Here is a 23,904-nt window from a genome sequence, read left to right on the forward strand (position 1 = left end):
ATTCCATCCCGCGCCGGTTTCCGCGGCAGGCTTGCGTGCCGGCGCCACCACGACGAGGACGTTTCATCCATGGCCCACCGCATTGCAGTAATACCCGGCGACGGCATCGGCACCGAGGTCGTTCCAGAAGGCTTGCGTGTGCTGGAGGCGGCGGCGTCGCGCTTCGGCATCGGGCTGTCGTTCGACCGTTTCGACTTCGCCTCGTGCGCGTACTACGCCCGGCATGGCGCCATGCTGCCCGACGACTGGAAGGAGCAGATCGGCGGCCATGACGCGATCTTCTTCGGCGCGGTGGGCTGGCCGGCCACGGTGCCGGACCACGTCTCGCTGTGGGGCTCGCTGCTGAAGTTCCGCCGCGAGTTCGACCAGTACGTGAACCTGCGTCCCGTGCGGCTGATGCCCGGCGTGCCGTCGCCGCTGGCCAACCGCAAGCCGGGCGACATCGATTTCTACGTGGTGCGCGAGAACACCGAGGGCGAGTATTCCAGCGTGGGCGGCCGCATGTTCGAAGGCACCGAGCGCGAGGTCGTGCTGCAGGAAACGGTCATGACGCGCACCGGGGTCGACCGGGTGCTGAAGTTCGCCTTCGACCTGGCGGCGTCGCGGCCGCGCAAGCACCTGACCTCGGCCACCAAGTCCAACGGCATCGCCATCAGCATGCCGTACTGGGACGAGCGGGTGGAGGCGATGGCGGGCAAGTATGGCGACGTACGCGTGGACAAGTTCCACATCGACATCCTGACCGCCAATTTCGTGCTGCATCCCGACTGGTTCGACGTGGTGGTGGCCTCCAACCTGTTCGGCGACATCCTGTCGGACCTGGGGCCCGCCTGCACCGGCACGATAGGCATCGCGCCCTCGGCCAACCTGAATCCCGACCGCCGCTTCCCGTCGCTGTTCGAGCCGGTGCACGGCTCGGCGCCCGACATCGCCGGCAAGGGCGTGGCCAATCCCATCGCGCAGATCTGGTCGGGCGCGTTGATGCTGGAGTTCCTGGGCCACAAGGCGGCGCACGACGCCATCCTGTCGGCCATCGAGACCGTGCTGTCCGACGGTCCGCGCACGCCCGACATGGGCGGCAAGGCGGTCACGTCCGATGTCGGCAAGGCGGTGGCGGAACTCGTCGCGAAAAGCTAGGGGCCGCCATGTCCGAGATCTCGCTCTTCAACGACCGGCTGCAGCATTTCCACGTCAATGGCGTGGACATCGCCGCGCGCGTGGGCGGCACCGGGCCGGCGCTGCTGCTGATGCACGGACATCCCCAGTCCCACGCCATGTGGCACAAGCTGTGGGCCCGGCTGACCAACCGCTACACCTGCGTCGCCATCGACCTGCGCGGCTACGGCGACAGCGGCATGCCGGCGGACGAGCCGGCCGGGCACGAGGCCTTCTCCAAGCGGACGATGGCGGTGGACGCGGTGGAGGTGATGCGCTGCATCGGCTACGAGACCTTCGGCGTGCTGGCCCACGATCGCGGGGCGCGCGTCGCGCACCGGCTGGCGCTGGACCATGCCGAGCGGATCGAGCGCATGATGCTGCTGGACATCGCGCCCACGCTGGACATGTACGAGGGCACCACGCGCGGTTTCGCGCAGGCCTACTACCACTGGTTCTGGCTGATCCAGCCGGCGCCTTTCCCCGAGCAGCTGATCGGTTCCGATCCGGCCTTCTACCTGCGTTCGGTCATGGGCGGGCGCCATGCGGGCCTGGCTCCCTTCACCGGCCACGCGATGGCCGAGTACGAACGCTGCGCGCGCCATCCGCACTGGGCGCACGCGATCTGCGAGGACTATCGCGCGGCTGCCACCATCGACCTGGAACACGACCGCGCCGACCGCGGCCAGGGCAATCGGGTGGATTGTCCGCTGCGGGTCCTGTGGGGCGGAAAAGGGGTGGTGGGGCGCTATTTCGACGTGCTGGACCTGTGGCGCAGGCAGGCCTCGCAGGTCGATGGCCGGGCGCTGGACTGCGGCCACTACATCGCCGAGGAAGCGCCGGACGCCCTGTGGGCCGAGATCGAGTCGTTCTGGCCGTCGGGCGACTAAGGCTCAGGGTTCGCCGGCGGCACCCACGAACTTGGCCCGGGGCCGCAGCAGCATGCCGCTCAGGCGCTGTTCCTGCACGTGGGCGACCCAGCCCGCCATGCGCGCCAGCGTGAACAGCGTGCCCACCGACTGGCGCGGCACGCCCATGGCCATGGCCAGGACGATGCCGCCCAGTTCATGTCGGGGGTGCAGGCCGAACTCGCCGCGCACGTCGTCGATGAAGCGATGGATCTGTTCGAGCGCCGCCTTCTGGCGCGGCCGCTTGCGCGCCAGTTCGATCAGCAGTTCGGCGCGCTCGTCGCCCTTGGGGTAGAGCGGGTGGCCGAAGCCCGGCACGCTGGCACCGCGTTCGTGCTGCGCGCGCGCCTGCCGCATGAGACCGGCGGCGTCGTCGGCGCTGCGCAGGAAGTCCTCGATCCGGTCGTACATCCGCCCCAGGTGCACGCCGGCCGAACTGCAGATGGCCGAGGCGACGCAGCTGTGCAGGGTCGACCCGCCCGAGGCCGCGACGCGCGCGGCGAAGGTGCTGGGGGACAGTTCGTGGTCGGCGAACAGCACCAGGAAGGCTTCCATGGCTTGCAGGTTGGCCGGGTTGGCGGGCAGGTCCAGGGCCGCCAGCAGGCCCTCGGCCATGGACGCGCCGTCGGCGATGGCATGGAAGCGGCGCCGGCGCGACACCAGGCCCACGCAGCCGGCCAGGGTCTTGATCAGTTGCCGCGCCGCTTCGTGCATGTGGCCGCCGCGCATGCGGTCCTCCACCGACCCGCGCGACATGCCCAGGCGCAGCGTGACGATGGCCATGATCTCCAGCAAACCGCTGTTGGACTTGGGCGGCGCGAGCGACTCCAGCAAGGTTTCCTGGAGCCGGGGCGTGATGCCGGTTTCCCAGCGGCGCGGGGCATCGTGCCAGACGCCGGTCCACAGCAGTTCGCACACCGCCTCGTAGCTGGCATGCCCGCGGGCCAGCCGCACCGCCGAATGGCCGCGGTAGTGCGGGCCGTCGGACCGGATCTCGGTGATCGAAGTGGGGATGATGGGTTCGCCCCAGTTCATGGCCGAGGCGGCCACCGCCCCGTGGCCCGAGCGGGCGCTGGAGCGAGCCTTGGCCCGCAGCACGTCCTCGTGCAGGTACAGGCGCTGCCGCGTGTCCGGCTGCTTGACGCTGCGTATCCAGCCCTTGCTGACGTAGGCATACAGCGTCTGCATGCGTATGCCCAGCAGCTCCACGGCTTCCTTGGCGCTGAGATAGTCCTTGTGCGTCATGGTCTTCAAGGTTGATCGATCTTCATCAATATTCTACGGCCGGGTCCGGGGTATTGCCGCCATTCGCGGCTGGTATAGTCCGGCGGATCGACCCTTTCATCGAGCAAGGATTCCCCATGACGGACCTGTCCGCTTTCCCGATCACCCGCAAATGGCCCGCGCAGCATCCGGACCGCATCCAGCTCTATTCGCTGCCCACCCCCAACGGCGTGAAGGCCTCGATCATGCTCGAGGAAACCGGCCTGCCGTACGAGCCGCACCGCGTGGCGTTCGACAGCCAGGAACAGATGTCGCCGGAGTTCCTGTCGCTCAACCCCAACAACAAGATCCCCGCCATCCTCGATCCCGATGGCCCGGGCGGCAAGCCGCTGCCGCTGTTCGAGTCCGGCGCCATCCTGGTCTACCTGGCCGAGAAGTCGGGCAAGTTCATTCCGCAGGATCCCGCCGGCCGCTACCAGGCCATGCAGTGGGTGATGTTCCAGATGGGCGGCATCGGCCCGATGTTCGGCCAGGTGGGGTTCTTCCACAAATTCGCCGGCAAGGACTACGAGGACAAGCGTCCGCGCGACCGCTACGTGGCCGAGTCGCGCCGCCTGCTGGGCGTGCTGGAGCGCCATCTGGACGGCAAGGCGTGGATCCTGGGCGACGACTACGGCATTGCCGACATCGCCACCTTCCCGTGGGTGCGCAACCTGGTGGGCTTCTACGGCGCGGGCGAGCTGGTCGGGTTCGCCGACTTCCCCAACGTGAAGCGGGTGCTGGACGCCTTCGTGGCGCGTCCCGCCGTGCAGCGGGGCCTGCTGATTCCGGCCGCGCCCGCCGCCTGAGAGCGGTTGCAACAAGGTGCTACGCGGGGGAGTGGTGCATGCCGGGGCGATGGGTGGAATAGGGATTTCATCCAGCTAGCCAAGCCGTGGCGGGCCGCCATAATGGCTATCACCACGAAAAGAGACATCAGCCGTTCCCCGCGTATGCATCAGCTCCTCCTGGAATCGTTTCAAGCCGCCGTCGCCGCCGCCGACCCCCTTCACATTACCGCCCGCCACCTTCCGGCTCCCCCCAGGGGCCGCACGGTCGTCGTCGGCGCGGGCAAGGCCGCCGCCAGCATGGCCCGCGCCGTCGAGGATGCCTGGCCCGCCGACGCTCCCCTGGAAGGTTTGGTCGTGACCCGCTACGGGCACGGCATGCCGCTCGATCGCATCGCCTGCGTCGAGGCCGGGCATCCGGTGCCCGACGCGGCCGGCGAACGAGCCGCTGGCGACATCCTGCGACTGGCTTCGGAACTGGGCGACGACGACCTGCTGATCGTGCTCGTGTCCGGCGGCGGCTCCAGTTTGCTGTCGCTGCCGGTGCCGGCGGTGCCCATGGCCGCGCTGCGCGAAGTCACCCAGTCGCTGCTGCGCAGCGGCGCCCCCATCGAATCGATGAACGTGGTGCGCAAGCACCTGTCGCAATTGCAGGGCGGGCGCCTGGCCGCGTCGACGCGGGCCCGGGTCCTGGGCCTGATCGTGTCCGACGTCGCGGGCGACGATCCGTCCGCCATCGCCTCCGGCCCCACGGTAGCCGATCCCAGCACCTACGCCGACGCGCTCGACATCCTGCGCCGCCACGGCGTTCAGGCGCCGCCGCCGGTGCTCGACTGGCTCGAGGGCGGGGCCGCGGGACGCCACCCCGAAACCCCCAAGGCCGGCGACCCGGTGTTCGAGCGGGTAGAGAACCACGTCATCGCCACCGCCCAGCAAAGCTTGCAGGCCGGCGCGCGCGTCCTGCGGCGCGCGGGTATCCAGGCGGTGGTGCTGGGCGATACCGTCACGGGCGAAGCCCGCGAGGTGGCCAAGGTCTATGCCGCGCTGGCGCGCCAGGTCCTGCGGCATGGCGAGCCCTTCGATGCGCCGGTGGCGCTGGTGTCCGGGGGAGAATGCACGGTCACGGTGCGCGGCGGAGGCCGCGGCGGGCGCTGCACCGAGTTCCTGCTGTCGCTGGCCGCCGAGCTGTGCGGCGAAGCCAGGATCTCGGCCCTGGCCTGCGATACCGACGGCATCGACGGCAGCGAGGACAACGCCGGCGCCTGGTGGGACAGCGAACGCCTGCGCCGAGCGGCGGCCCGGGGCGTGACGCCCGGCCCTTGGCTGGACGCCAACGACGCCTGGGGTTATTTCCGCGAACTGGACACCCTGGTCACGACAGGCCCCACGCTGACCAACGTTAACGACTACCGCGTCATATTGATCGAGGCCGAGCGAACCAGTCGCTGACCAGCTTCACCCAGAAGCTGGCCCCCAGCGGCAGCAGGTCGTCGTTGAAGTCGTAGCTGCCGTTGTGCAGCGTGCACGGCCCCAGCCCGTGGCCGGCCTCGCGGTGCGCGCCGTCGCCATTGCCGATGAAGACGTAGCAGCCGGGCTTCTCCTGCAGCATGAAGGCGAAGTCCTCGGCGCCCATCGTGGGTTCGGTGGCGGCGTCCACCTGGCCCGGCCCGACCAGCGATTGCAGCACGCCGGTCACGAAGCGGGTCTCGTCGGGGTGGTTGATCAGCGGCGGATACTTGCGCTGGAAATCGACCTCGATCCGGGCGCCATGGGCCAGTTCCATGCCCTGGGCGATCTCGCGCATGCGCTGCTCGATCAGGTCCAGGACCTCGATGGTGAAGGTGCGCACCGTGCCCACCATCTCGGCCTCGTCCGGGACGATGTTGGTGGTCGTGCCCGCGTGGATCTGGGTGATGCTGAGCACCGCGGTGTCGATCGGCTTCTTGTTGCGGGTCAGGATGGTCTGCAAGGATTGCGCGAGCTGCACGGCGATCATGACCGGATCGACGCCCAGGTGGGGCAGGGCGGCATGGGTGCCCTTGCCCGTGACCACGATGCGGAAATCGTTGCTGGAGGCCATCATCGGCCCTGGCGTGACGGCGAAGCTGCCGACCGGGATGCCGGGCCAGTTGTGCATGCCGAACACGGCCTGCATGGGAAAGCGGGTGAACAGCCCGTCGTCGATCATGGCCTTGCCGCCGCCGCCACCTTCCTCGGCCGGCTGGAAGATCAGGTAGACGGTGCCGGGGAAGTCCCGATGCGCCGCCAGGTGGCGGGCGGCGCCCAGCAGCATGGCGCAGTGGCCGTCGTGGCCGCAGGCGTGCATCTTCCCGGCGTTGACGCTGGCGTGTTCGAAGGTGTTGAGTTCCTGCAGGGGCAGGGCGTCCATGTCGGCCCGCAGGCCGATGGCCGGGCCGTTCCTGTCCGTGCCTTCCAGGACGCCGACCAGGCCGGTGCCTCCCAGGCCGCGCACGACCGGGATGCCCCAGCCCTCCAGCAGGCGGGCGATGGTGTCCGACGTGCGGTGTTCCTCGTAGCACAGCTCGGGGTGGGCGTGGAGGTCGCGTCGGATCGTCTTCAGGTCGCTCTGGAAGGCGACGATGGGTTCGAGCAGATTCATGGGGAACTCCTGAATGTTGCCCCTCCGCGGGTGCGAGCGCGCCGCGCCTGGTCCAGGCGGTCGCGAAGGCGGAAAGGGCCGATGTGCCGCGCCGTATCCGGCGTCGCCGGCCGGGTGTCGTGTGCCCGAAGTCCGGCGGTTACCATAGCCATTATCTCCAATGAGCTTGTCTATGGCGAGTGTAACGACGAGGGGCCGGGCGGCCTGGGTTGCCCTGGTCCTGGCCGGGGCGCTGGCGGGATGCGCCGACCTGCGCTACTACGCGCAATCCATAGGTGGACATTCGTCGCTGCTGCAGGCGGCGCGGCCGGTGGACCAGGTGCTGGCCGATTCTTCCACGTCGCCCGATTTGCGCCAGCGCTTGCGCTACGCGCAGGACGCCCGCCACTATGCCAGCCAGGTGCTGGGCCTGCCCGACAACCGCAGCTACACCGAATACGCCGACGTGAAGCGTCCCTACGTCGTCTGGAACGTGTTCGCCACGCCGGAACTGTCCCTGCGGCTCAAGCAGTCCTGCTTCCCGGTGGTGGGATGCATAGACTACCGGGGCTACTACAGCGAGGCCGATGCGCGGCGGATGGCCGGTGAATTGAAGGCCCAGGGCTGGGACGTGCACGTGGGGGGCGTGCCGGCCTATTCCACGCTGGGCTGGTATCCGGATCCCTTCGTCAACACCTTCATCCGCCTGCCGCCGGCCGAGGTCGCGCGCCTGGTCTTCCACGAGCTGACCCACCAGGCGGTCTATGCCAGGAACGACACGGCGTTCAACGAGTCGCTGGCCACGGCGGTGGAGCAGATCGGCGTCGAGCGCTGGCTGCGGGAACCGCAGAACCAGTCGCTGCGGCCCGCCTACGAGGCCTTCGATGCGCGCCGGCGCGATTTCGTCGCGCTGCTGCTGGAGACGCGCCGGCAATTGGCGCAGGCCTACGGCGAGACCGGCGCCCGCCAGGGGCCGGCGCCCACCACGCCCGACCCGGCGGGCCTGGGGCCGGACGAGATCGAGCGGCGGCGAGCCCGCAAGGCCGAGATCATCGCCGACCTGCGGTCCCGCTACGAGCGGATGAAACGCGAGCGGTGGCACGGCTATGCCGGCTACGACGCCTGGTTCTCGCAGGCGCTGAACAACGCGCAATTCGCGGCCATGGGCGCGTATCACCAATGGGTGCCCGCGCTGCTGGCCATGGCGCGCCGCTGCGAGAGCTGCCGCGACGGCAGCCTGGCGCTGTTCCTGGACGAGGCGCGCGAGTTGGCGCGGCTGCCGTATGCCGAGCGCCGGCGGCGATTGATGGCGGAAACCGAACGCGCGCAGGCCGCTGGGCTATCATCGGCCCCATAGGCCGACACCGAGCGGCGCAGACCAGACAGACCAGGAGACGTGCATGCAAAGACCGTGGCTGGCGTACTACCCGCCGGGCATTCCCGCCGACATCGACCCGGGGCGCTATCGGTCCCTGATCCAGTTGCTGGAGGAATCGTTCGAGCAGTACGCCGAACGCCCTGCCTTCGTCTGCATGGGCAAGACGCTTGCCTACGCCGACATCGACGCCATGTCGCGCAAGCTGGGGGCCTGGCTGCAATCGCGCGGACTGCCGCGCGGCGCGCGGGTGGCCCTGATGATGCCCAATGTCCTGCAGTACCCCGTGGCCATCGCGGCGGTATTGCGGGCCGGCTATACGGTGGTCAACGTCAATCCTCTATACACCGCCCCGGAACTCGAGCACCAGCTCAAGGACAGCGGCGCCGAGGCCATCGTCATCCTGGAGAACTTCGCCCACACCCTGCAGCAGGTACTGTCGGCCACGGCCATCCGGCACATCGTGGTGGCGTCCATGGGCGACCTGATGGGCGGCATGAAGGGCGTCCTGGTCAATGCCGTGGTGCGCTACGTGAAGAAGCTCGTCCCGCCGTTCAGCCTGCCGGGCGCGGTCGGCTTCCGGCGCGCGTTGGCGCAAGGGGCGGCACGGGAACTGGCGCGCCCCGAGGTCGGGCCCGACGACGTCGCCTTCCTGCAGTACACCGGCGGCACGACGGGCGTGGCCAAGGGGGCCGTCCTGCTGCACCGGAACCTCGTCGCCAACGTGCTGCAGTGCGATGCCTGGCTGCTGACCGACGAACAGCCTGCCACGCAGGGCGGACCGCGCACCCAGCACATCTTCGTCTGCGCCCTGCCGCTGTATCACATCTTCGGCCTGACGGTGTGCGCCCTGCTCGGCATGCGGGCCGGCGGTCTCAACGTGATGGTGCCCAACCCGCGCGACATCCCCGACCTGGTCAGGACGCTGTCGGGCTACCGCTTCACGCTGTTCCCCGGCGTCAACACGCTGTTCAACGCCCTGCTGAACAACGAGAAGTTCCGGTCGCTGGATTTCTCGGGCCTGCGCGTGAGCGTGGGCGGCGGCATGGCGGTGCAGAAGGCGGTGGCCGACCGCTGGCGCGAGGTGACCCGGTCGCCCCTGTGCGAGGGCTACGGCCTGTCGGAGACGTCGCCGGTGGCCTGCTGCACGCCCATCAACATCAAGGAATACTCCGGCACCATCGGCATTCCGCTGCCCTCGACCGAGGCGGCGATCCTGGACGACGACGGCGCCGCGCTGCCCATCGGCGAGCGCGGCGAGATCGCGCTGCGTGGCCCGCAGGTCATGCCGGGCTACTGGAACATGCCGGACGAGACCGCCCGCGTCATGACGGCGGACGGATTCTTCAAGACCGGCGACATCGGCATCATGGACGAACGCGGCTACATCCGCATCGTCGACCGCAAGAAGGACATGATCCTGGTGTCGGGCTTCAACGTGTATCCCAACGAGGTCGAGGCCGTGGTGTCCCAGCATCCGGGCGTGCTGGAGTGCGCCGCCATCGGCGTGCCCGACGAGCATTCCGGCGAGGCGGTGAAGGTGGTCGTGGTCAAGCGCGACCCGGCGCTGACCGAGCAGGACCTGAAGGCCTTCTGCCGCGACCGCCTGACCGGCTACAAGCGGCCGCGCCACATCGAGTTCCGGTCGGAGCTGCCCAAGTCCAACGTGGGCAAGATCCTGCGGCGCGAACTGCGGGCCGGCACCGAGGCCGCCGCGTAAGGGGCGATCCCCGGCATGCCCCTACAATGGCGGCGTCTGCCCCATCGCGGGCATTGTCCGGGAGTCCACATGCTAGGTCGGATGGCTGGCCATCGTCCCCATGCGCCGCATGGCGCCGTGCGCCGCGCGCTCGTGCCCGCGAGCCTTTGCGCCCTGATGGCCGCCGCGCCGCTGCAGGCGGACGCGGGCGTGACCTTCAGGCTGGACCGCATCCAGGCCGGGCCCGGCGAGACCGTGCGCATCGAAGCCATGTTCTTCAACGACGGCAACGCCACGGCGACCTGGGATGCGCCGCGCGAACTGGTGCTGCAATGGCGCGACGCCGCCGGCAGCGTCGTGCGCGCGCCAGCGCGGCTCGACGGAGGCACCGCCGTGCTGCAGATACCCGTGGGCCAGTTCTCGCGCGCGAGCTGGTCGGCCGTGGTGCCCGAGCAGGCGCGCGGCCTGCAGGCCATTGCGATCGAAGGCGAGCCGGTGCTGCTGGCGCTGGACGCGACGCCGGCCGAGAAGGGCGTCATCGTGGGTTCGCGCGCGATCGGCCCCATCGTCGACCCGCGCGCGCCCGCCGCGGTGCCGCAGGTGCCGGACAATGGCGTGCTGGCCGCGGTCAGCGGCTTGTCGGCGGGCTCGGGGCTGGGCAGCACCGCGCTGTCGGGACCGGCGCCGGCGGAGGCCGCCGGCCCGGGCAACGACGAGCATGACGTGCTGAGCCGCTTCCGCAGCGCACTGTCGCCCTACGAACCCGTGTATTTCAGCTTCGGCGCCCGTCCCGACCTGAACGCGCGCTTCCAGGTCAGTCTGAAGTTCCGGCTGTTCCAGCCCCGCGACGGCGAGGAAACGGGCTTTCTCAACAACTTGTACCTGGGCTATAGCCAGACCTCGCTGTGGGACTTGGGCGAGAACTCGGCCCCGTTCCGCGACAGCAGCTATCGTCCCGCGGTCTTCTGGCTGTCGGACCGGGTCTGGGAATCGCAGGACCGCCGCAAGTCGCTGGGCTTCGACGGCGGCTTCGAGCACGAGTCCAACGGGCGCGACGGCGATACCTCGCGCGCCATCAATTCCCTGTATGCCCGGCCCACGCTGCGCTACCGCCTGGACGACGGCAGCACCCTGAGCTTCGGTCCCAAGATCAAGTACTACATGACCCGCGAGGGCAATCCGGATATCGCCAACTACCGGGGCCATGTCGACTACCAGTTGCGCTGGGCCAAGGACGACGGCCTGATGGTGTCGGCGCTGGTGCGCAAGGGCCACGAGAAGGGGTCGCTGCAACTGGACATGGCCTACCCGCTGCGCAAGCTGGGGCTGGGCCGCCTGAACGGCTTCCTGCACGTGCAGTACTTCAACGGCTACGGCGAGACCCTGCTGGACTACAACGTGCGCGCCAGGTCCCAGGTGCGCATCGGCCTGATGATCGTGCGCTGACCGGCCGTCGGGCCTTCAGGCCGCGCCGGCGGCCTTGAGATTGGGGCCGATCAGCTCGTGCAGGGCCTTGGCCACGCCGGGGCCGCCCGCGACGATGTTGCCCTGTTCGGGCCAGGGGGCCTGGCCGAACGGATCGAAGGCCTGTCCGCCGGCTTCACGCACCAGCAGCGTGCCGGCGGCGACGTCCCACGGCTTGAGCCGTAGTTCCCAGTAACCGTCGAAGCGTCCGCAGGCCACCCAGGCCAGGTCCAGCGCCGCGGCGCCGTTGCGCCGCACGCCGCGCGTGCCGTGCATGGCGTCGCGCAGCATGGGCAGGTAGCTTTCGGTGAACGACATGTCGCTGTAGGGGAAGCCCGTGGCCAGCAGGGCATCGGCCAGCGTTTCGGTGCGCGAGCAGTGGATGCGGTGGCTGTTGAGCCAGGCGCCCACGCCCCGGACCGAGGTGAACATCTCTTCGCGGCAGGGATCGTAGATCACGCCCACCACCGGTCCCGGCTCGCACCGGGCTTCCTCGAAGGCGATGCCGCAGCCCTCGTGGGCGACCAGCGCGATGGAGACGGCGTAGTGGGGAATGGCGTGGACGAAGTTGGTGGTGCCGTCCAGCGGGTCGATGTACCAGCTGGCGGGGCCCGAGGGCGATCCGCCCGTTTCCTCGGCCACGATGCCGTATTGCGGCGTGCGCGCGCGCAAGACTTCGATGATGGCGATCTCGGCCTCGCGGTCCGCCTGCGAGACCAGGTCGTTGCGGGCCTTCAGGTCGATCACCAGTTCCGAGCGCTTGTGCGCATAGGCCTGCAGGATCGCGGCGCCGGCATGCGCGGCGGTGACGGCGGCTTCGAGCGCCTTGAAGAGATCCAGCGGGACGGGTTTGTCCATGGTGGGAGCTGCGGAGATGCTCATAGAGGGAGTGTACCCCCCCTACGCGCTTACGCGCGCCCCCCAGGGGGCGAAACCGGCGGACTGGCAAAGCCAGATCCGCGGTTTCCTGGGTCTAGTACGCGCTTCTTGGATTGGATCACCGTTGCTACCGCTGGCAGCCAGCGATAGCACCCGTGCCAAACCCAAGATAACGGTACTAGACCCAGGATGCGGTGGATCCGGCTTTGCCGGTCCACTCGCATCGCCCCCTTGAGGGGGCGCCCGAAGGGCGTGGGGGTGGGCTTCCCTTCCGGTCCGCCGGTTTCGCCCCCTGGGGAGCCCGAAGGGCGTAGGGGGGTATCATCCTCGCCGTGTTTATTCCTTTGATTCCTTCCCGGCCGGCCTTCGATCAGGATGGCCTGCCCTACAGCCCGCTCTACGGCGACATCTACCATGCCGCCCAGGGGGCGTTGGAGCAGGCTCGCCATGTGTTCCTGGCGGGCAACGGTTTGCCGGAGCGATGGCGCGGACGCGAGCGGTTCACCGTGTGCGAGACGGGATTCGGGCTGGGGTTGACCTTCCTGACGCTGTGGCGGGCCTGGCGCGACGATCCCCGGCGCAGCCGGCGGCTGCATATGGTGTCCGTCGAGGCCCATCCGTTCACCCGCGAGGACCTGGCGGAACTGTTGCGCGCGCGGCTGCCCGCCGATTGGCAGGACATGGCCGCGCAGTTGCTGGCGCAATGGCCGCCGCTCCTGCCGGGGTTGCACCGGCTGGACCTGGATGGCGGGGCGGTGACGCTGACCCTGGCCTTCGGCCTGGCCGAACAGGTCGTGCCCCGGCTGGTCCTGCGCGCGGACGCCTTTTTCCTGGATGGCTTCAAGCCCACGCTGAATCCCGGCATGTGGTCCGAGCCGCTGATGCGCGCGCTGGCCAGGCTGGCCGCGCCGGGCGCCACGGCGGCGACCTGGGCGAGCGCCGGCGTGATGCGCCGGGCCTTGCAGACGGCGGGTTTCGAGGTCGAGCGCCGGGACGGCTTCGGCGGCAAGCTCCACATGACGGTGGCGCGTTACGCGCCGCGTTTCGAGCGCCGCCACCCGCCGGCCGAACCGCCGTCCTTCGCCGAGCGCCACGCCGTGGTGGTGGGGGCGGGCATCGCCGGGGCTGGTGTGGCGCATGCGCTGGCGCTGCGCGGCTGGCGCGTGTCCGTGTTCGACGCGGCGTGGGGAGCCCCGGCGCAGGGGGCCGGCCACCTGGCTGCCGCGCTGACGCCGCTGCTGGCCCGGGATGACAGCCCGCGCGCGCGCCTGAGCCGCGCCGGGGCCTTGCGCGCGGCCGCGCGCTGGACGCCGTGGATGGATGGCGGGATCGTCGCCCGCTGCGGCACCGTGCAGCAGGCCAAGTCCGACGACAAAGAGGCCGGCATGCATGCCATGCTGGAGGAACTGGGCTTTCCAGCCGACTGGGTGCGCCCGGTGACGAGGGATGAGGCCAGCGAACTGGCCGGCTGCCCGGCGGCGCGCGGCGGCGTGTATTTCCCCGGCGGACTGCGCGTACGCCCGCGCCTGCTGGGCGCTGCGCTGCTGTCCCGGCCTGGCATCGAAGTCCGGGCCGCCGGCGTAGCCCGCATCCAGGCGCTGCCGGCCGATGTGCCCGCGGGGCGGCGGTGGCGGGCCGTCGATGGGCAGGGCGCCACGCTGGCCGAGGCCGAGATCGTGGTGCTGGCCAATGCCGCCCAGGCTCCCCAGCTGCTGGCTGCCAGCGGCCTGGCGCCCACCGGCGGCGAACTGCCGGGCTTCTTCGGGCAAAAGGCCATAGCGGGGCAGATCACGCTGCTTCCGGCGCAAGATGCCGGCTGGCGCCCGCCGCACTGCGTGGTGGCGGGCGACGGCTATGTGCTGCCCGCCGTGGACGGCGCCTGCGTGGCCGGCAGCACCTATGTGCACGAGGCCGCGCAGGCCGTCGCCACGGCCGAGGGCCATGCGGTCAACCTGGAACGGGCCGCCCGGCTGCTGCCGGAACTGGCCGGTGCCGGCCTGGATCCCGGCGCGCTCACGGGCTGGGCCGGTTGGCGCGCCGTACTGCCCGGCAGGCTGCCGGTGATAGGCGAATCGCCCGTCCACGGCGGGCTTTGGGCCGCCTCGGGCTATGCCTCGCGCGGGCTCAGTTGGTCCGCCCTGGGGGGCGACATACTGGCCGCTTCCCTGGAGGGAGAACCCATGGTGCTGGAAGGGGATTTGCTGCGGATGATCGCCTGGCGCTGATCCTGGGCCGAATCGTGGGAAAATAGAAGGATTAACAGCAAAAAGACGTGCCCGAGGGCGCGCGGTGCCCGGCCCGTGCGTCCCGATCCGCCGCTTCCAGGGGCGCAGGATGGCCCCGGATACGGCCTTGCCGGGTCTCCCGTGGAGCCCCGCGAGGCGCGCTTGGACGGGAGAAGGCTGCTTCCACGGTTTATTTGCCTCTCCGAATCCGTCAAAATAGAGGTTTTGGCGAAAAAGTGCGGTCATCTGCCGCATTCGGGGCGGATAGCGGGGCCTCGCGAGGGGTTGCGTCTTTGCTATTGCCAATCTGTCGAAAGCGATCGAGGGAAACCTGTGCCACTTCAATTCGACTCCTCCCGCTACCAGCGTCTGGAATCCCTGTCTCTCAACACATCCAGCCCGGCTGCCGTCCGTTTCACGACAGACCAGGGCCAGGCGGTACTGGTCGAGGCCAGCGCGCCAGGTGTGTTCCGGTTGAGCATGGGCACGCCCGCCGCGACCGGCAAGCCGGCCTCCGGCTCGGCCACGCGCGCCGCGGCCCTGCATGACCTGTTGGCCCGGGACGAGGCCATAGGCGAGGCCGTGGTTGAACAGGCGGACGTGGCCGGCCAGTCAGGCTGGCGCATCGTCCAGGGCGACAACGTGCTCGAGATCGCCGCCAATCCCGTGCGGCTGGCCCTGTACCGCAAGGGGCAGCAGGTGCTGGTCTCGTCCGCCGACGAGGACCTGTGCCCGCTTGGCACCGAGGACGCCTCGGCCCCGGCGTCGTGGGCCCTGTGCTTCGACCTCGCGACCGGTGAAGCCGTCCACGGCCTGGGCGAAAGCCGCATCATGCTGGATCGCCGCGCCGAGCGCGTCGTCTCCGACGAGGCCGAGTCGCGCGCCTTGCCGCTGGCCTGGAGCCCGCGTGGCTGGGGCCTGTACGTCAATACGCTCGAATCCGTCGTGCACGACATCGGCCTGCCCGAATTCGCGCCCGACAGCTATGTGGTGACCGTCGCCGACGCCCAGCTGGACGTGTTCCTGTTCGTGGGCGAGCCGGCCGAGATCCTGAACCAGTACACCCAGCTGACCGGCCGCGCCGGGCAGCCCACGCTGTGGAGCATGGGCGCGTGGCTGCACCAGGCGGCCGGCACCGGCGCCGAACAGCTCGCGTCCGTGGCCGGCCAGATGCGCAGCCGCGGCGTGCCCGTCGACGCCGTGTCGTTCCGCCCGCCCGCGGCCTGGGAGATCCGCGCCAAGCTGAACCTGGAATGGGACGCCGCCCGCTTCCCGGATCCGCGCCAGGTGCTGAGCGAGTTCAAGGGCCTGGACCTGAAGGTGTGCGCACCGGGCTTTCCGGGCGTGCCCACTCAAAGCCCCATGTTCGCCGAGCTGGAGGACAAGGGCTGGCTGCTGACCGATGAGTCCGGCGCCGCCCAGGTGTTCGCGGGCGTGCCCGCCAGCGCCGGCGGCAGCTTCGGCCTGCTCGACCTGACCCATCGCGACGTGTGGACCTTCTGGCGCGACAAGATCCGCCAGGTCATGGACGAGGGCGTCGATGCGGTGTCCTGCGACATCCAGTTCGACATTCCCGACGGCGTCGAGGCGCGCAACGGCGATACCGGCGCGCGGCTGCGCACGGCCTATCCCATGCTGGCCAAGCGCTGCCTGTTCGAGGCGGCGGCCTGGAACAAGACGCCGCCCGAAGGCGTGGTGTGGAGCCGCGATCTCTTCCCGACCGGCCAGCGCCTGCCCATGCAGGCGCCGGTGTCGGTGCCCAATACCTGGGAAGGCCTGGCCGAGTCGCTGCGCGCCGCGCTGACCTCGGGCGCCAGCGGCCTGCCGGCCCATGCCCACGACATCGGTTCGCCCGAGCATCCGCTGGGAACCATGACGCCCGAGCTGTACCTGCGCTGGCTGGCGGCCGGCGTGTTCAGCTCGCACCTGCGCTTCCACGCGGTGCCGGGGCTGCTGCCCTGGGATTTCGGCGACGAAGCCTTCCAGCACGTGCAGACGCTGATGCAGTGGCGCTACCGGCTCATTCCCTACGTGCTGGGCGTGATCGAGGACGCGGCCCGCACCGGCCTGCCGGTGCAGCGTTCCATGGCGCTGTCCTTCCCGGATGATCCCGAGGCGCATGCCCACGAGCTGCAATACCTGCTCGGCCCGGCCCTGCTGGTCGTGCCCGCGGTGCAGCCCGGCAACCAGATCCGCGTCTATTTCCCCAAGGGTGAAGCCTGGTGGGACCTGAACACGGGCTGGCGCTACGAGGGCGGCACGAGCTGGACCTTCGAATGCGGACTGGACCGCCTGCCGGTCTTCGGCCGCGAAGGCCACATGCTGTGCCTGGGCCCCGCCGCCCAGCACACCGGCGAATTCAATTCCGCCCGCATCCTGGACGAGGTCTGGCTGTTCGGCATGCCCGTGCACAACCCCAGCGTGATGCGCAACAAGATCCGCGTCATGCAGATGCAGGGATCGAGCTACGCCAAGGGCCTGGAAGGCCTGAAGATCCTGCCGTCCGAAGGCCTGGAAGTGAAGCGCCGCGGCGCGGAAGTGCGGATCTCACGCGCTAGGTAGAGGAACCCCCCCTACGCGCTGACGCGCGCCCCCCAGGGGGCGAAACCGGCGGACTGGCAAAGCCAGATCCGCGGTTTCCTGGGTCTAGTACCTGTTTCTTGGCACGTCACACCGTAGCTACCGCTGGCAGCCAGCGATAGCACCCGTGCGACGTACCAAGATGGCCCCACAAGACCACGACATGGGGGATCCGGCTTCGCCGGTCCCCCGCCGTCGGCCCCCTGGGGGGCGCGCGTCAGCGCGTAGGGGGGGACCCTAGTCCTCGCAGGGGCTGTCCAGGGTGCCGCGGGCCAGTTTGTCCACGACCACCGACTCTACCGGGGGTTCGCCGTTGCGGGCGATGTGGCCGTCTATCCACATCAGGACCGGGGTGCCGGGCGCCACGCGCAGTTTGGCGTAGGCGTCGGCCAGTGCCTGGGCCTGGCCGGCGGAGGCTACCGGGTAGCGCTTGCCGGTGCTGCAGATGGCGAAGGTGGGTTGGCCGTCCTTGGGTACGACCTTGCCGCGCATCGTGAAAGTGTCGGTGATGAAATCCACCTCGAACTGCTGGGTCAGGGCGTAGTTCAGCGTGGACTGGATGGGTTCGCCATTCTGGTCCAGCATGCGCAGCGTGGTGGCGGAGATGAACTCGTAGAGTCCGCCTTCGTTGCGGTCGCCGATCAGGCGGATCTGGTCGGGCGAATCGAACAGGCGTTCCCAGCGGCCGGTGCTGACGAAGCTCAGTTCCTTGTTGTCGCGGGTGCCGAAATACACGCGGCGCATGCGCCAGGTCCAGTCGGGCAGCAGCGTGAGCGTGACGCGCTGGCCGGCGCAGTCGGCGCAGGGGATCACGCCGCGGAAGGTCTGGGGCTGGGCCAGAGGCACGCCCCGGTCCTGCCTGCCTCGTTCGGCCTGTTCCTGCTTCACGGCGGGCGGCGGCGGGATCACCGCGTCGGCGGCGGTCAGGGTGCCGGAGCGTTCGCGGTCGGGCAGGGGGATGGAGCATGCGCCCAGTCCGGCCGCCACGACCAGGGCGGCGGCCAGGGTGGCAAGGCGGGAAGGTGCGGGGCGGGAAGAAAGGGGCGGGTTGATCATCACGGCTCCGGCTCTTGAGATTTACCGCAAGTCTAACCTGTTGCGTCTGCCGGCATGCGACGGGAAATGCGGCCGGCCGATGGATGCCGTGCCGCGGCGGTAGGACATTTATCGCAGCAACCGCTCCACGCGGGACCCGTGGGGCGGTTAAGCTTGCGGGGGGCCGCCGTGGCGGCGTTTTCATTCTTGCCTATGTCATTCGTGCAGATACTCGCGGCCACCCCGTGGCTGGCCCATACGGCCGCCGCCGTGCTGGGGCTGGTGGTGGGCAGCTTCCTCAACGTCGTGATCGCGCGGCTGCCGCAGATGATGCAGCGCGTCTGGCAGGAGCAGTGCGCCGAACTGCATGGCGACTCCCCGCCCGAACCGGCGCGCTTCGACCTGGCCTATCCCGCTTCGCACTGCCCGGCCTGCCGGCATCCCATTTCGTGGCGCCACAACATCCCGGTGCTGGGCTGGCTCGTGCTGCGCGGCCGCTGCGCTCATTGTGCTGCGCCCATCTCCTGGCAGTACCCGCTGGTGGAACTCGCGGCGGCGGCGTTGTTCGCGGCCTGCGTGGCCGTGTTCGGCGTGACGTGGAGCAGCCTGGCGGCCATGGCGTTCTGCGCGGTCTGCCTGGCGCTGGCCGTGATCGACCACCAGACCTCGCTGCTTCCGGATGACCTGACGCTGCCGCTGCTGTGGGCGGGCCTGTTCGTCAACCTGTGGGGCGGCTTCGCCTTCCTGCCCGACGCGGTCATCGGCGCGATGGCGGGCTACGGGGTGCTGTGGTCCGTGTACTGGCTGTTCCGCCTGCTGACGGGCAAGGAAGGCATGGGCTATGGCGACTTCAAGCTGCTGGCCGCGATCGGCGCCTGGCTGGGGTGGCAGAGCCTGCCGCTGGTCATGGTGGCGGCCTCGCTGGCCGGCGTGGCGGTGGCCGGAGTGCTGATGATCGCCGGCCGGGTGCGGCGCGGCCAGCCGCTGCCCTTCGGGCCGTATCTGGCGGCGGCGGGCGTGGCCGCGCTGTTCGCGGGCGATGCATGGATTAAGCTGCTGGCATGGTAGGCACACTTTCCTCTTCCCGCGTCCGGCCCCTGCGCGTGGGCCTGACGGGCGGCATCGGATCCGGCAAGACCGCCGTGGCGGATCTGCTGGAGGCGCAGGGCGCGGCCGTGATCGATACCGATGCCATCGCGCATGCGCTGACGGCCCCGGGCGGGCTGGCCATCGAGCCTGTGCGGCGCGAATTCGGCCCGGACATGATCGGTCCCGACGGCGCGATGGATCGCCCCCGGATGCGGGCCCTGGTGTTCTCCGACGGCCAGGCCAAGGCGCGGCTGGAAGCGCTGATCCACCCGCTCATCGGCCAGGAGGTCGAGCGCGAGGCGGCCGGGCGCCAGGGGCTCTACCAGGTCTTCGTGGTGCCGCTGCTGGTGGAGTCCGGCCGCTGGCGGGACCGGGTGGACCGCATCTGCGTGGTCGACTGCGACGAGGCCACCCAGGTCCGGCGCGTCCAGCGCCGCAGCGGCCTGGCTCCCGAGATGGTGGCCCGCATCATGGCCGCCCAGGCCACGCGCGCCCAGCGCCTGGCGGTGGCCGACGACGTCATCGTCAACGACGGCGAGACCACGCCCGGGCAGTTGGCGCAACGCACCCTGGCCCAGCACCGCGTCTGGCTGGATCTGCCCGCACCGACCGGCTAGCGACCCGCCAAGGCTTTACTGGATGTCCAGTGTACGGATCAAGGCTTCCCAGCGCGTGCGCGTATCGTGCAGCCAGGCCGTGGTCCGCGCCGAGTCCGCCCAGAAGGGCGTTACTGCCATCTGATCCAGCTGGCGGCGCACCTCGGGGCTTTCCAGGATGTCGTGCAGCAGGCCTTCCCACGTCTTCACCACGGCCGCCGGCGTGCCCGCGGGGAACAGCACCACCTGGCTGAACTGCACGTCGAAGTCGGGCACGCCCTGTTCCTGGGCGGTGGGAACCTGCGGCAACTGGGGGTTGCGCGTGGCGGCGGACGTGGCCAGGGCCTGCAGCGTGCCGGAGCGCACATAGGGCAGCGTGTTGGACGAGGCCACGAAGGCCAGCGGCACGTGTCCCGCCACCACGTCGGACAGTGCCGGGGCATTGCCCTTGTAGGGCACGTGCGTGCCGCGTATGCCGGTCCGGGCCTTCAGCAGTTCGAAGGTCAGGTGCCCGGGCGAGGCCAGGCCGGCCGAGGCGTAGGTCAGGTCCTCTTTCCTGGCGCGCTCCAGGAAGTCGCGGAAGTCCTTCAGCCCCAGCTTGGGATGGGCCACCAGCACCTGCGAGGTGGTGCCGAAGATGCCGGCCGGCACGAGGTCGCGGTAGGGATCCAGCCCCATGTTCTTGTAGACCGAGGGGTTGATCGTCAGCAGGTGGTCGACGCTGACCAGCGCCGTATAGCCGTCCTTGGGCGAGCGGGCGACGTACTCGGCGCCGATGTTGCCGCCGGCGCCCGCGCGGTTCTCGACGATGACGGGCTGTTTCAGGCGCGATGCGGCCTGTTCGGCGATCAAGCGGGCGACCAGGTCCAGCGGTCCGCCGGCGGCGAAATTGACGACCAGCTTGACCGGGTGGTCGGGATAGCCGGCGGCCCGCGCCCAGGGGGCGGCGGCAACGAGGACGAGGGCGAGGAAAAGGCGCGCAAGCGGTTGCATGGGATGTCTCCGTGGAAGGGGGCGGGCTGGCTGAAGCCAGTCTGGTCGGCGCCGTGCCTGCATTATGGGAACGGAGAGGTATTTGGTTCCAATGATAAAGTTCGGTGCTGTCATATCTAAAATTCATGGCAATGGACTGGACCCGGCGACTGCGCATCCGGCAGCTCGAAGTGCTGAGCAGCCTGGCCGATACCTGCAATCTCAGCCACACCGCCGAACGCCTGTGCATGACGCAGCCGGCCCTGTCGAAGTGGCTGGCCGAGCTGGAGGCCGAACTGGGGGTGCCGCTGTTCGAGCGTCATTCGCGCGGCCTCGTGCCCACGCGCTTCGGCACGGCCATGGCCGAACACGCCCGCGTCATGCTGGCCGAAGTCGAGCGCGCCAGCCAGGCCATGGCGCTGATGGCCGAAGGCGCGGACGGCCAGTTGTCCATCGGGGTGACGGCCACGGTCTCGACCGGGCTCCTGCCCGACAGCGTGGCCCTGCTGCTGGCGCGGCGGCCCGAGACCCGTCTGTCCATTACCGAGTCGACCCTGGACCAGCTCCTGCCGCTGTTGCTGGAGCGTCGCCTGGACTTCGTGGTGACGCGCCTGGAAGGCGATGCCATCGACGGCCGCCTGCGCTGCACGCCGGTCTATAGCGAAAGCATCGCGGTGGCCGCGCCGCCGTCGCATCCGCTGGCCGGCCGCCGGGGGCTGGCCTGGGCGGACCTGGAGGGATGCGGCTGGGTGGTACCGCCCCAGGGCAATCCGCTGCGCCGCGAACTGGACGCCGAGTTCGCGCTGGCCGGCCTGCCCGCGCCCCGCTACCGGGTCGAGGCCGTCGGCATCCTGATGCTGGTGGCGATGATGCAGCGGGCCCATCTGCTGACCGCGCTGTCGCGCCGCGTGCTGCGCTATTTTCAGGCCGCCGGCCAACTGGTGGCGCTGGACCTGCCCACGCGCCGGCAGGGCATGGTGGGCATCCTGCGCCATCGCGATGCGCCCGACACCTCGCTGCATCGCGACTTCCACGAAGTCCTGCTGGAAGCGGCCGACGCGGCGGGCGTCACAACTCGAAACCGCATTGCGGGGCCGCCTGCTTCAAAGTAGGGGGTGATCGAGCTACGGTTGAGTGTTTTTCCCGTTGGCTCCGTACCTACAATGGAGGTGTTCCGAAGCGCCCGCGCAAGGCGCCGTTCGGAAGCGGGCAAGGCAAGTGTCGCCGTGTCCATGCCGTACAGGTATATTTCTACGAAATTCCGATTCCGGACGGTCTACGTGGTTCTTTACGAATACCCATTCAACGAGCGCGTCCGAACGCTGCTGCGTCTGGAAAGCCTCTTCGACAATCTGTTCTTCTTCGTGCGGCAACCGGATGCCCGCGGGCATCACGTCGCATTGACCACGCTGTTCGAAATCCTGGATGTGTCGGCGCGGGCCGATCTCAAGTCCGAACTGCTCCAGGACCTGGAGCGCTATCGCCAATCCCTGAGTTCGCTGCGCGAGCATCCCGGCGTCGATCGCCAGACCCTGGACGTCATGCTGTCCAGCATCGAGCAGGCCGCGGGCGCGCTCGTGGCCCAGGGCAAGACCGGCCAGCCGCTGCGGCAGAACGAATGGCTGACCAGCATACGCAGCCGCCTGGCGATCCCGGGCGGCGCCTGCGAATTCGACGTCCCGTCCTTCCACGCCTGGAAGCACAAGCCCGTCGAGCATCGCGTCCAGGACCTGGCCCAGTGGGTCGAACCCTTCCTGCCCATACGCGACGGCCTGGCCATCGTGCTGAAGATGCTGCGCGAATCGGGCCGGCAGGTCGCGGTGGTGGCCGAGGGCGGCGCCTTCCAGCAGATGCTGGGCGGCAAGGCCTACCAGCTGCTGCGCATCTATGTCGACGAGGCGCTGGGCGTGTTCCCCGAGGTCAGCGCCAACAAGTACATGGTGTCGGTGCGCTTCTCGTCCCAGGGAGGCGATCTGAAGCCGCAGCCGGTGGCGGCCGACGTGCCCTTCCAGCTGACGCTGTGCAACAGCTTCTGAAGGCGGCGCATCGCTCGTCCCCTGGCTACAATGCGGCCATGGTCAAGAAAGTCAAATGCCCCACATGCGCCAGGCCGGCTCCATGGAGCCCCGACAACGCCTGGCGGCCCTTCTGCTCCGAACGCTGCCGCCAGATCGACCTGGGAGCGTGGGCGGCCGAGAAATTCGCCATACCCGGCGCGCCCCTGGAAACCGACGACCTGAGCGGGGATTCCTCGGGCCGGCTGTTTCCTTCGCCGCAGTCGATGAACTGAGCTAGGAGTTCTCCAGCAGCGTCCGGATGTCCAGCGACCGCAGCAGTTGCATGGTCTCCCGCGTCAACCGGGTCAGCGGCTGGAGCCGCGCCGTGCACATGATCAGGTTGTTGTGCATGGACGGCGAGTGCACGCGGGCGGTGGCCAGCGTGCCGGCGCGGCGCTGCGGCCCGATGGCGCTGGCCGACAGCAGCGCGTAGCCTTCCCCGCTTTCGGCCAGGGCCACCATGGTGTGCACCGCGTTGACCTCGGCAACGATGTCCAGCGCGATGCCGCGCCGGCGGCAGGCCGCATCCACCACCGCGCGGATGGTGTTGGGCTCGCAGGGCAGGATCAGTGGGTAGTCCGCCAGCGCATCGACCGGCAGCGACTCCGGCAGGCGTTCGCCCGGACCGGGCACGCATCCCACCAGCATCAGTTCCTCCTGGAATACCGGCTCGTAGTCCAGCGTTTCGCCCGGGGCGGGGTCGTACAGCAGCGCGACGTCGACCCGGCCTTCGTGCAGCCACTCCCGCAGGCTGACGCTCAGTCCTTCGGTCACGGTCAGCGCGGCGCCGGGCAGGCGTTCGCGGAAGCCGCGCACCAGGCTGGGCGCCAGCAGATGGGCGATGCGCGGCGGAAAGCCGACCACGATCTTGCCCCGCGGCACCGCCTTCAGTTCGTGGATTTCCTGGCGCGCGGTGGCCAGGCGGGCCAGGACGACCCGGGCGTGTTCCAGCAGGCGCCTGCCGGCCTCGGTCGGTTCCACGCCGCGGCCGTTGCGGTAGAGCAGGTGTTCGTGCAGCTCCACTTCCAGCAGGCGGATCTGCCGGCTCAGGGAAGGCTGGGTCATTTCGAGCACCATGGCGGCGCGTGTGAAGCTGCCGGCGTCGACGACCTGGACGAAGTACTCAAGTTGCTTGATATCCATGCCTGTCTCGCGTCACATAGAGAAGTTCTATAGCTGCTAGAGCTGTTCTGCAATTTACTCGATATGTCCCGGCTCCA

At 69.4% G+C, this 23,904-nt stretch carries 20 protein-coding genes; 14 read left to right on the forward strand and 6 right to left on the reverse strand.

Features of this window, described 5'->3' with window-relative positions; genetic code table 11:
- Positions 1–69 precede the first annotated feature (69 nt).
- The gene (locus tag EGT29_RS04420) at positions 70–1,137 is read left to right on the forward strand and encodes a tartrate dehydrogenase (protein ID WP_124687881.1); all 1,068 of its coding nucleotides are present in this window, start codon (positions 70–72) and stop codon (positions 1,135–1,137) included.
- 8 nt (positions 1,138–1,145) lie between these two features.
- Positions 1,146–2,045, forward strand: a complete 900-nt coding sequence (locus tag EGT29_RS04425; RefSeq protein ID WP_124687882.1) for an alpha/beta fold hydrolase — start codon at positions 1,146–1,148, stop codon at positions 2,043–2,045.
- A gap of 3 nt (positions 2,046–2,048) precedes the next feature.
- Here the strand turns inward: EGT29_RS04425 and EGT29_RS04430 are convergent, their stop codons facing one another.
- Complete coding sequence (locus EGT29_RS04430; RefSeq protein ID WP_238160420.1) at positions 2,049–3,308, reverse strand: citrate synthase family protein; 1,260 nt, start codon at positions 3,306–3,308, stop codon at positions 2,049–2,051.
- A 116-nt stretch (positions 3,309–3,424) separates the two neighbouring features.
- On the opposite strand from EGT29_RS04430, the gene EGT29_RS04435 reads away from it, so the two are divergent.
- Complete coding sequence (locus tag EGT29_RS04435; RefSeq protein WP_124687883.1) at positions 3,425–4,135, forward strand: glutathione binding-like protein; 711 nt, start codon at positions 3,425–3,427, stop codon at positions 4,133–4,135.
- Positions 4,136–4,279: 144 nt separating this feature from the next.
- Positions 4,280–5,563, forward strand: coding sequence for a glycerate kinase (locus EGT29_RS04440; protein WP_124687884.1), 1,284 nt, complete (start codon positions 4,280–4,282; stop codon positions 5,561–5,563).
- Here the strand turns inward: EGT29_RS04440 and EGT29_RS04445 are convergent.
- Complete coding sequence (locus EGT29_RS04445; protein WP_124687885.1) at positions 5,529–6,734, reverse strand: M20 aminoacylase family protein; 1,206 nt, start codon at positions 6,732–6,734, stop codon at positions 5,529–5,531. The genes EGT29_RS04440 and EGT29_RS04445 overlap by 35 nt on opposite strands.
- Before the next feature lie 172 nt (positions 6,735–6,906).
- Here EGT29_RS04445 and EGT29_RS04450 point away from each other — a divergent pair, with 172 nt between their 5' ends.
- From EGT29_RS04450 to EGT29_RS04460, 3 genes are all read left to right on the forward strand, one after another.
- A complete protein-coding gene (locus EGT29_RS04450) occupies positions 6,907–8,070 on the forward strand; it encodes an aminopeptidase (protein WP_238160285.1) in 1,164 nt (387 codons plus the stop codon).
- Positions 8,071–8,113: 43 nt separating this feature from the next.
- Positions 8,114–9,808, forward strand: a complete 1,695-nt coding sequence (locus EGT29_RS04455; protein WP_124687887.1) for a long-chain-fatty-acid--CoA ligase — start codon at positions 8,114–8,116, stop codon at positions 9,806–9,808.
- Between the two features lie 69 nt (positions 9,809–9,877).
- Positions 9,878–11,233, forward strand: a complete 1,356-nt coding sequence (locus EGT29_RS04460) for a phospholipase A (protein WP_238160286.1) — start codon at positions 9,878–9,880, stop codon at positions 11,231–11,233.
- A 15-nt stretch (positions 11,234–11,248) separates the two neighbouring features.
- Here EGT29_RS04460 and EGT29_RS04465 read toward each other — a convergent pair whose 3' ends face one another.
- Positions 11,249–12,109, reverse strand: a complete 861-nt coding sequence (locus EGT29_RS04465) for an inositol monophosphatase family protein (protein WP_124687888.1) — start codon at positions 12,107–12,109, stop codon at positions 11,249–11,251.
- Between the two features lie 344 nt (positions 12,110–12,453).
- Here EGT29_RS04465 and mnmC point away from each other — a divergent pair, with 344 nt between their 5' ends.
- Positions 12,454–14,355, forward strand: a complete 1,902-nt coding sequence (mnmC, locus tag EGT29_RS04470) for an FAD-dependent 5-carboxymethylaminomethyl-2-thiouridine(34) oxidoreductase MnmC (protein ID WP_124687889.1) — start codon at positions 12,454–12,456, stop codon at positions 14,353–14,355.
- Positions 14,356–14,688: 333 nt separating this feature from the next.
- Positions 14,689–16,917: a TIM-barrel domain-containing protein gene (locus EGT29_RS04475; RefSeq protein WP_124687890.1), complete on the forward strand. Its 2,229-nt coding sequence runs from the start codon at positions 14,689–14,691 to the stop codon at positions 16,915–16,917.
- A gap of 255 nt (positions 16,918–17,172) precedes the next feature.
- Here the strand turns inward: EGT29_RS04475 and EGT29_RS04480 are convergent, their stop codons facing one another.
- Entirely contained in the window at positions 17,173–17,991 is an 819-nt protein-coding gene (locus EGT29_RS04480) for a copper resistance protein NlpE N-terminal domain-containing protein (protein ID WP_124687891.1), read from the reverse strand.
- Between the two features lie 66 nt (positions 17,992–18,057).
- On the opposite strand from EGT29_RS04480, the gene EGT29_RS04485 reads away from it, so the two are divergent.
- A complete protein-coding gene (locus EGT29_RS04485) occupies positions 18,058–19,038 on the forward strand; it encodes an A24 family peptidase (RefSeq protein ID WP_370282784.1) in 981 nt (326 codons plus the stop codon).
- Complete coding sequence (coaE, locus tag EGT29_RS04490; RefSeq protein WP_124687892.1) at positions 19,032–19,676, forward strand: dephospho-CoA kinase; 645 nt, start codon at positions 19,032–19,034, stop codon at positions 19,674–19,676. Before EGT29_RS04485 ends, coaE begins: the two co-directional genes overlap by 7 nt.
- A gap of 15 nt (positions 19,677–19,691) precedes the next feature.
- Here coaE and EGT29_RS04495 read toward each other — a convergent pair whose 3' ends face one another.
- Entirely contained in the window at positions 19,692–20,648 is a 957-nt protein-coding gene (locus EGT29_RS04495) for a tripartite tricarboxylate transporter substrate binding protein (RefSeq protein WP_161567695.1), read from the reverse strand.
- A 125-nt stretch (positions 20,649–20,773) separates the two neighbouring features.
- Between EGT29_RS04495 and EGT29_RS04500 the strand changes: the two genes are divergently transcribed.
- The 3 genes from EGT29_RS04500 to EGT29_RS04510 all read left to right on the forward strand — a co-directional run bounded on the left by EGT29_RS04500 (position 20,774) and on the right by EGT29_RS04510 (position 22,917).
- Complete coding sequence (locus EGT29_RS04500; protein ID WP_124687894.1) at positions 20,774–21,739, forward strand: LysR family transcriptional regulator; 966 nt, start codon at positions 20,774–20,776, stop codon at positions 21,737–21,739.
- 168 nt (positions 21,740–21,907) lie between these two features.
- Positions 21,908–22,663 (forward strand): cell division protein ZapD, encoded by a 756-nt coding sequence (zapD, locus tag EGT29_RS04505; protein ID WP_124687895.1) that lies wholly within the window; start codon positions 21,908–21,910, stop codon positions 22,661–22,663.
- 38 nt (positions 22,664–22,701) lie between these two features.
- The gene (locus tag EGT29_RS04510) at positions 22,702–22,917 is read left to right on the forward strand and encodes a DNA gyrase inhibitor YacG (RefSeq protein WP_124687896.1); all 216 of its coding nucleotides are present in this window, start codon (positions 22,702–22,704) and stop codon (positions 22,915–22,917) included.
- Between the two features lies 1 nt (position 22,918).
- On the opposite strand, the gene EGT29_RS04515 is transcribed toward EGT29_RS04510, so the two are convergent.
- Positions 22,919–23,827: a LysR substrate-binding domain-containing protein gene (locus EGT29_RS04515; protein WP_124687897.1), complete on the reverse strand. Its 909-nt coding sequence runs from the start codon at positions 23,825–23,827 to the stop codon at positions 22,919–22,921.
- Between the last annotated feature and the right edge of the window lie 77 nt (positions 23,828–23,904).

This window comes from Pigmentiphaga sp. H8, from assembly GCF_003854895.1.
Classification (GTDB): Bacteria; Pseudomonadota; Gammaproteobacteria; order Burkholderiales; family Burkholderiaceae_B; genus Pigmentiphaga.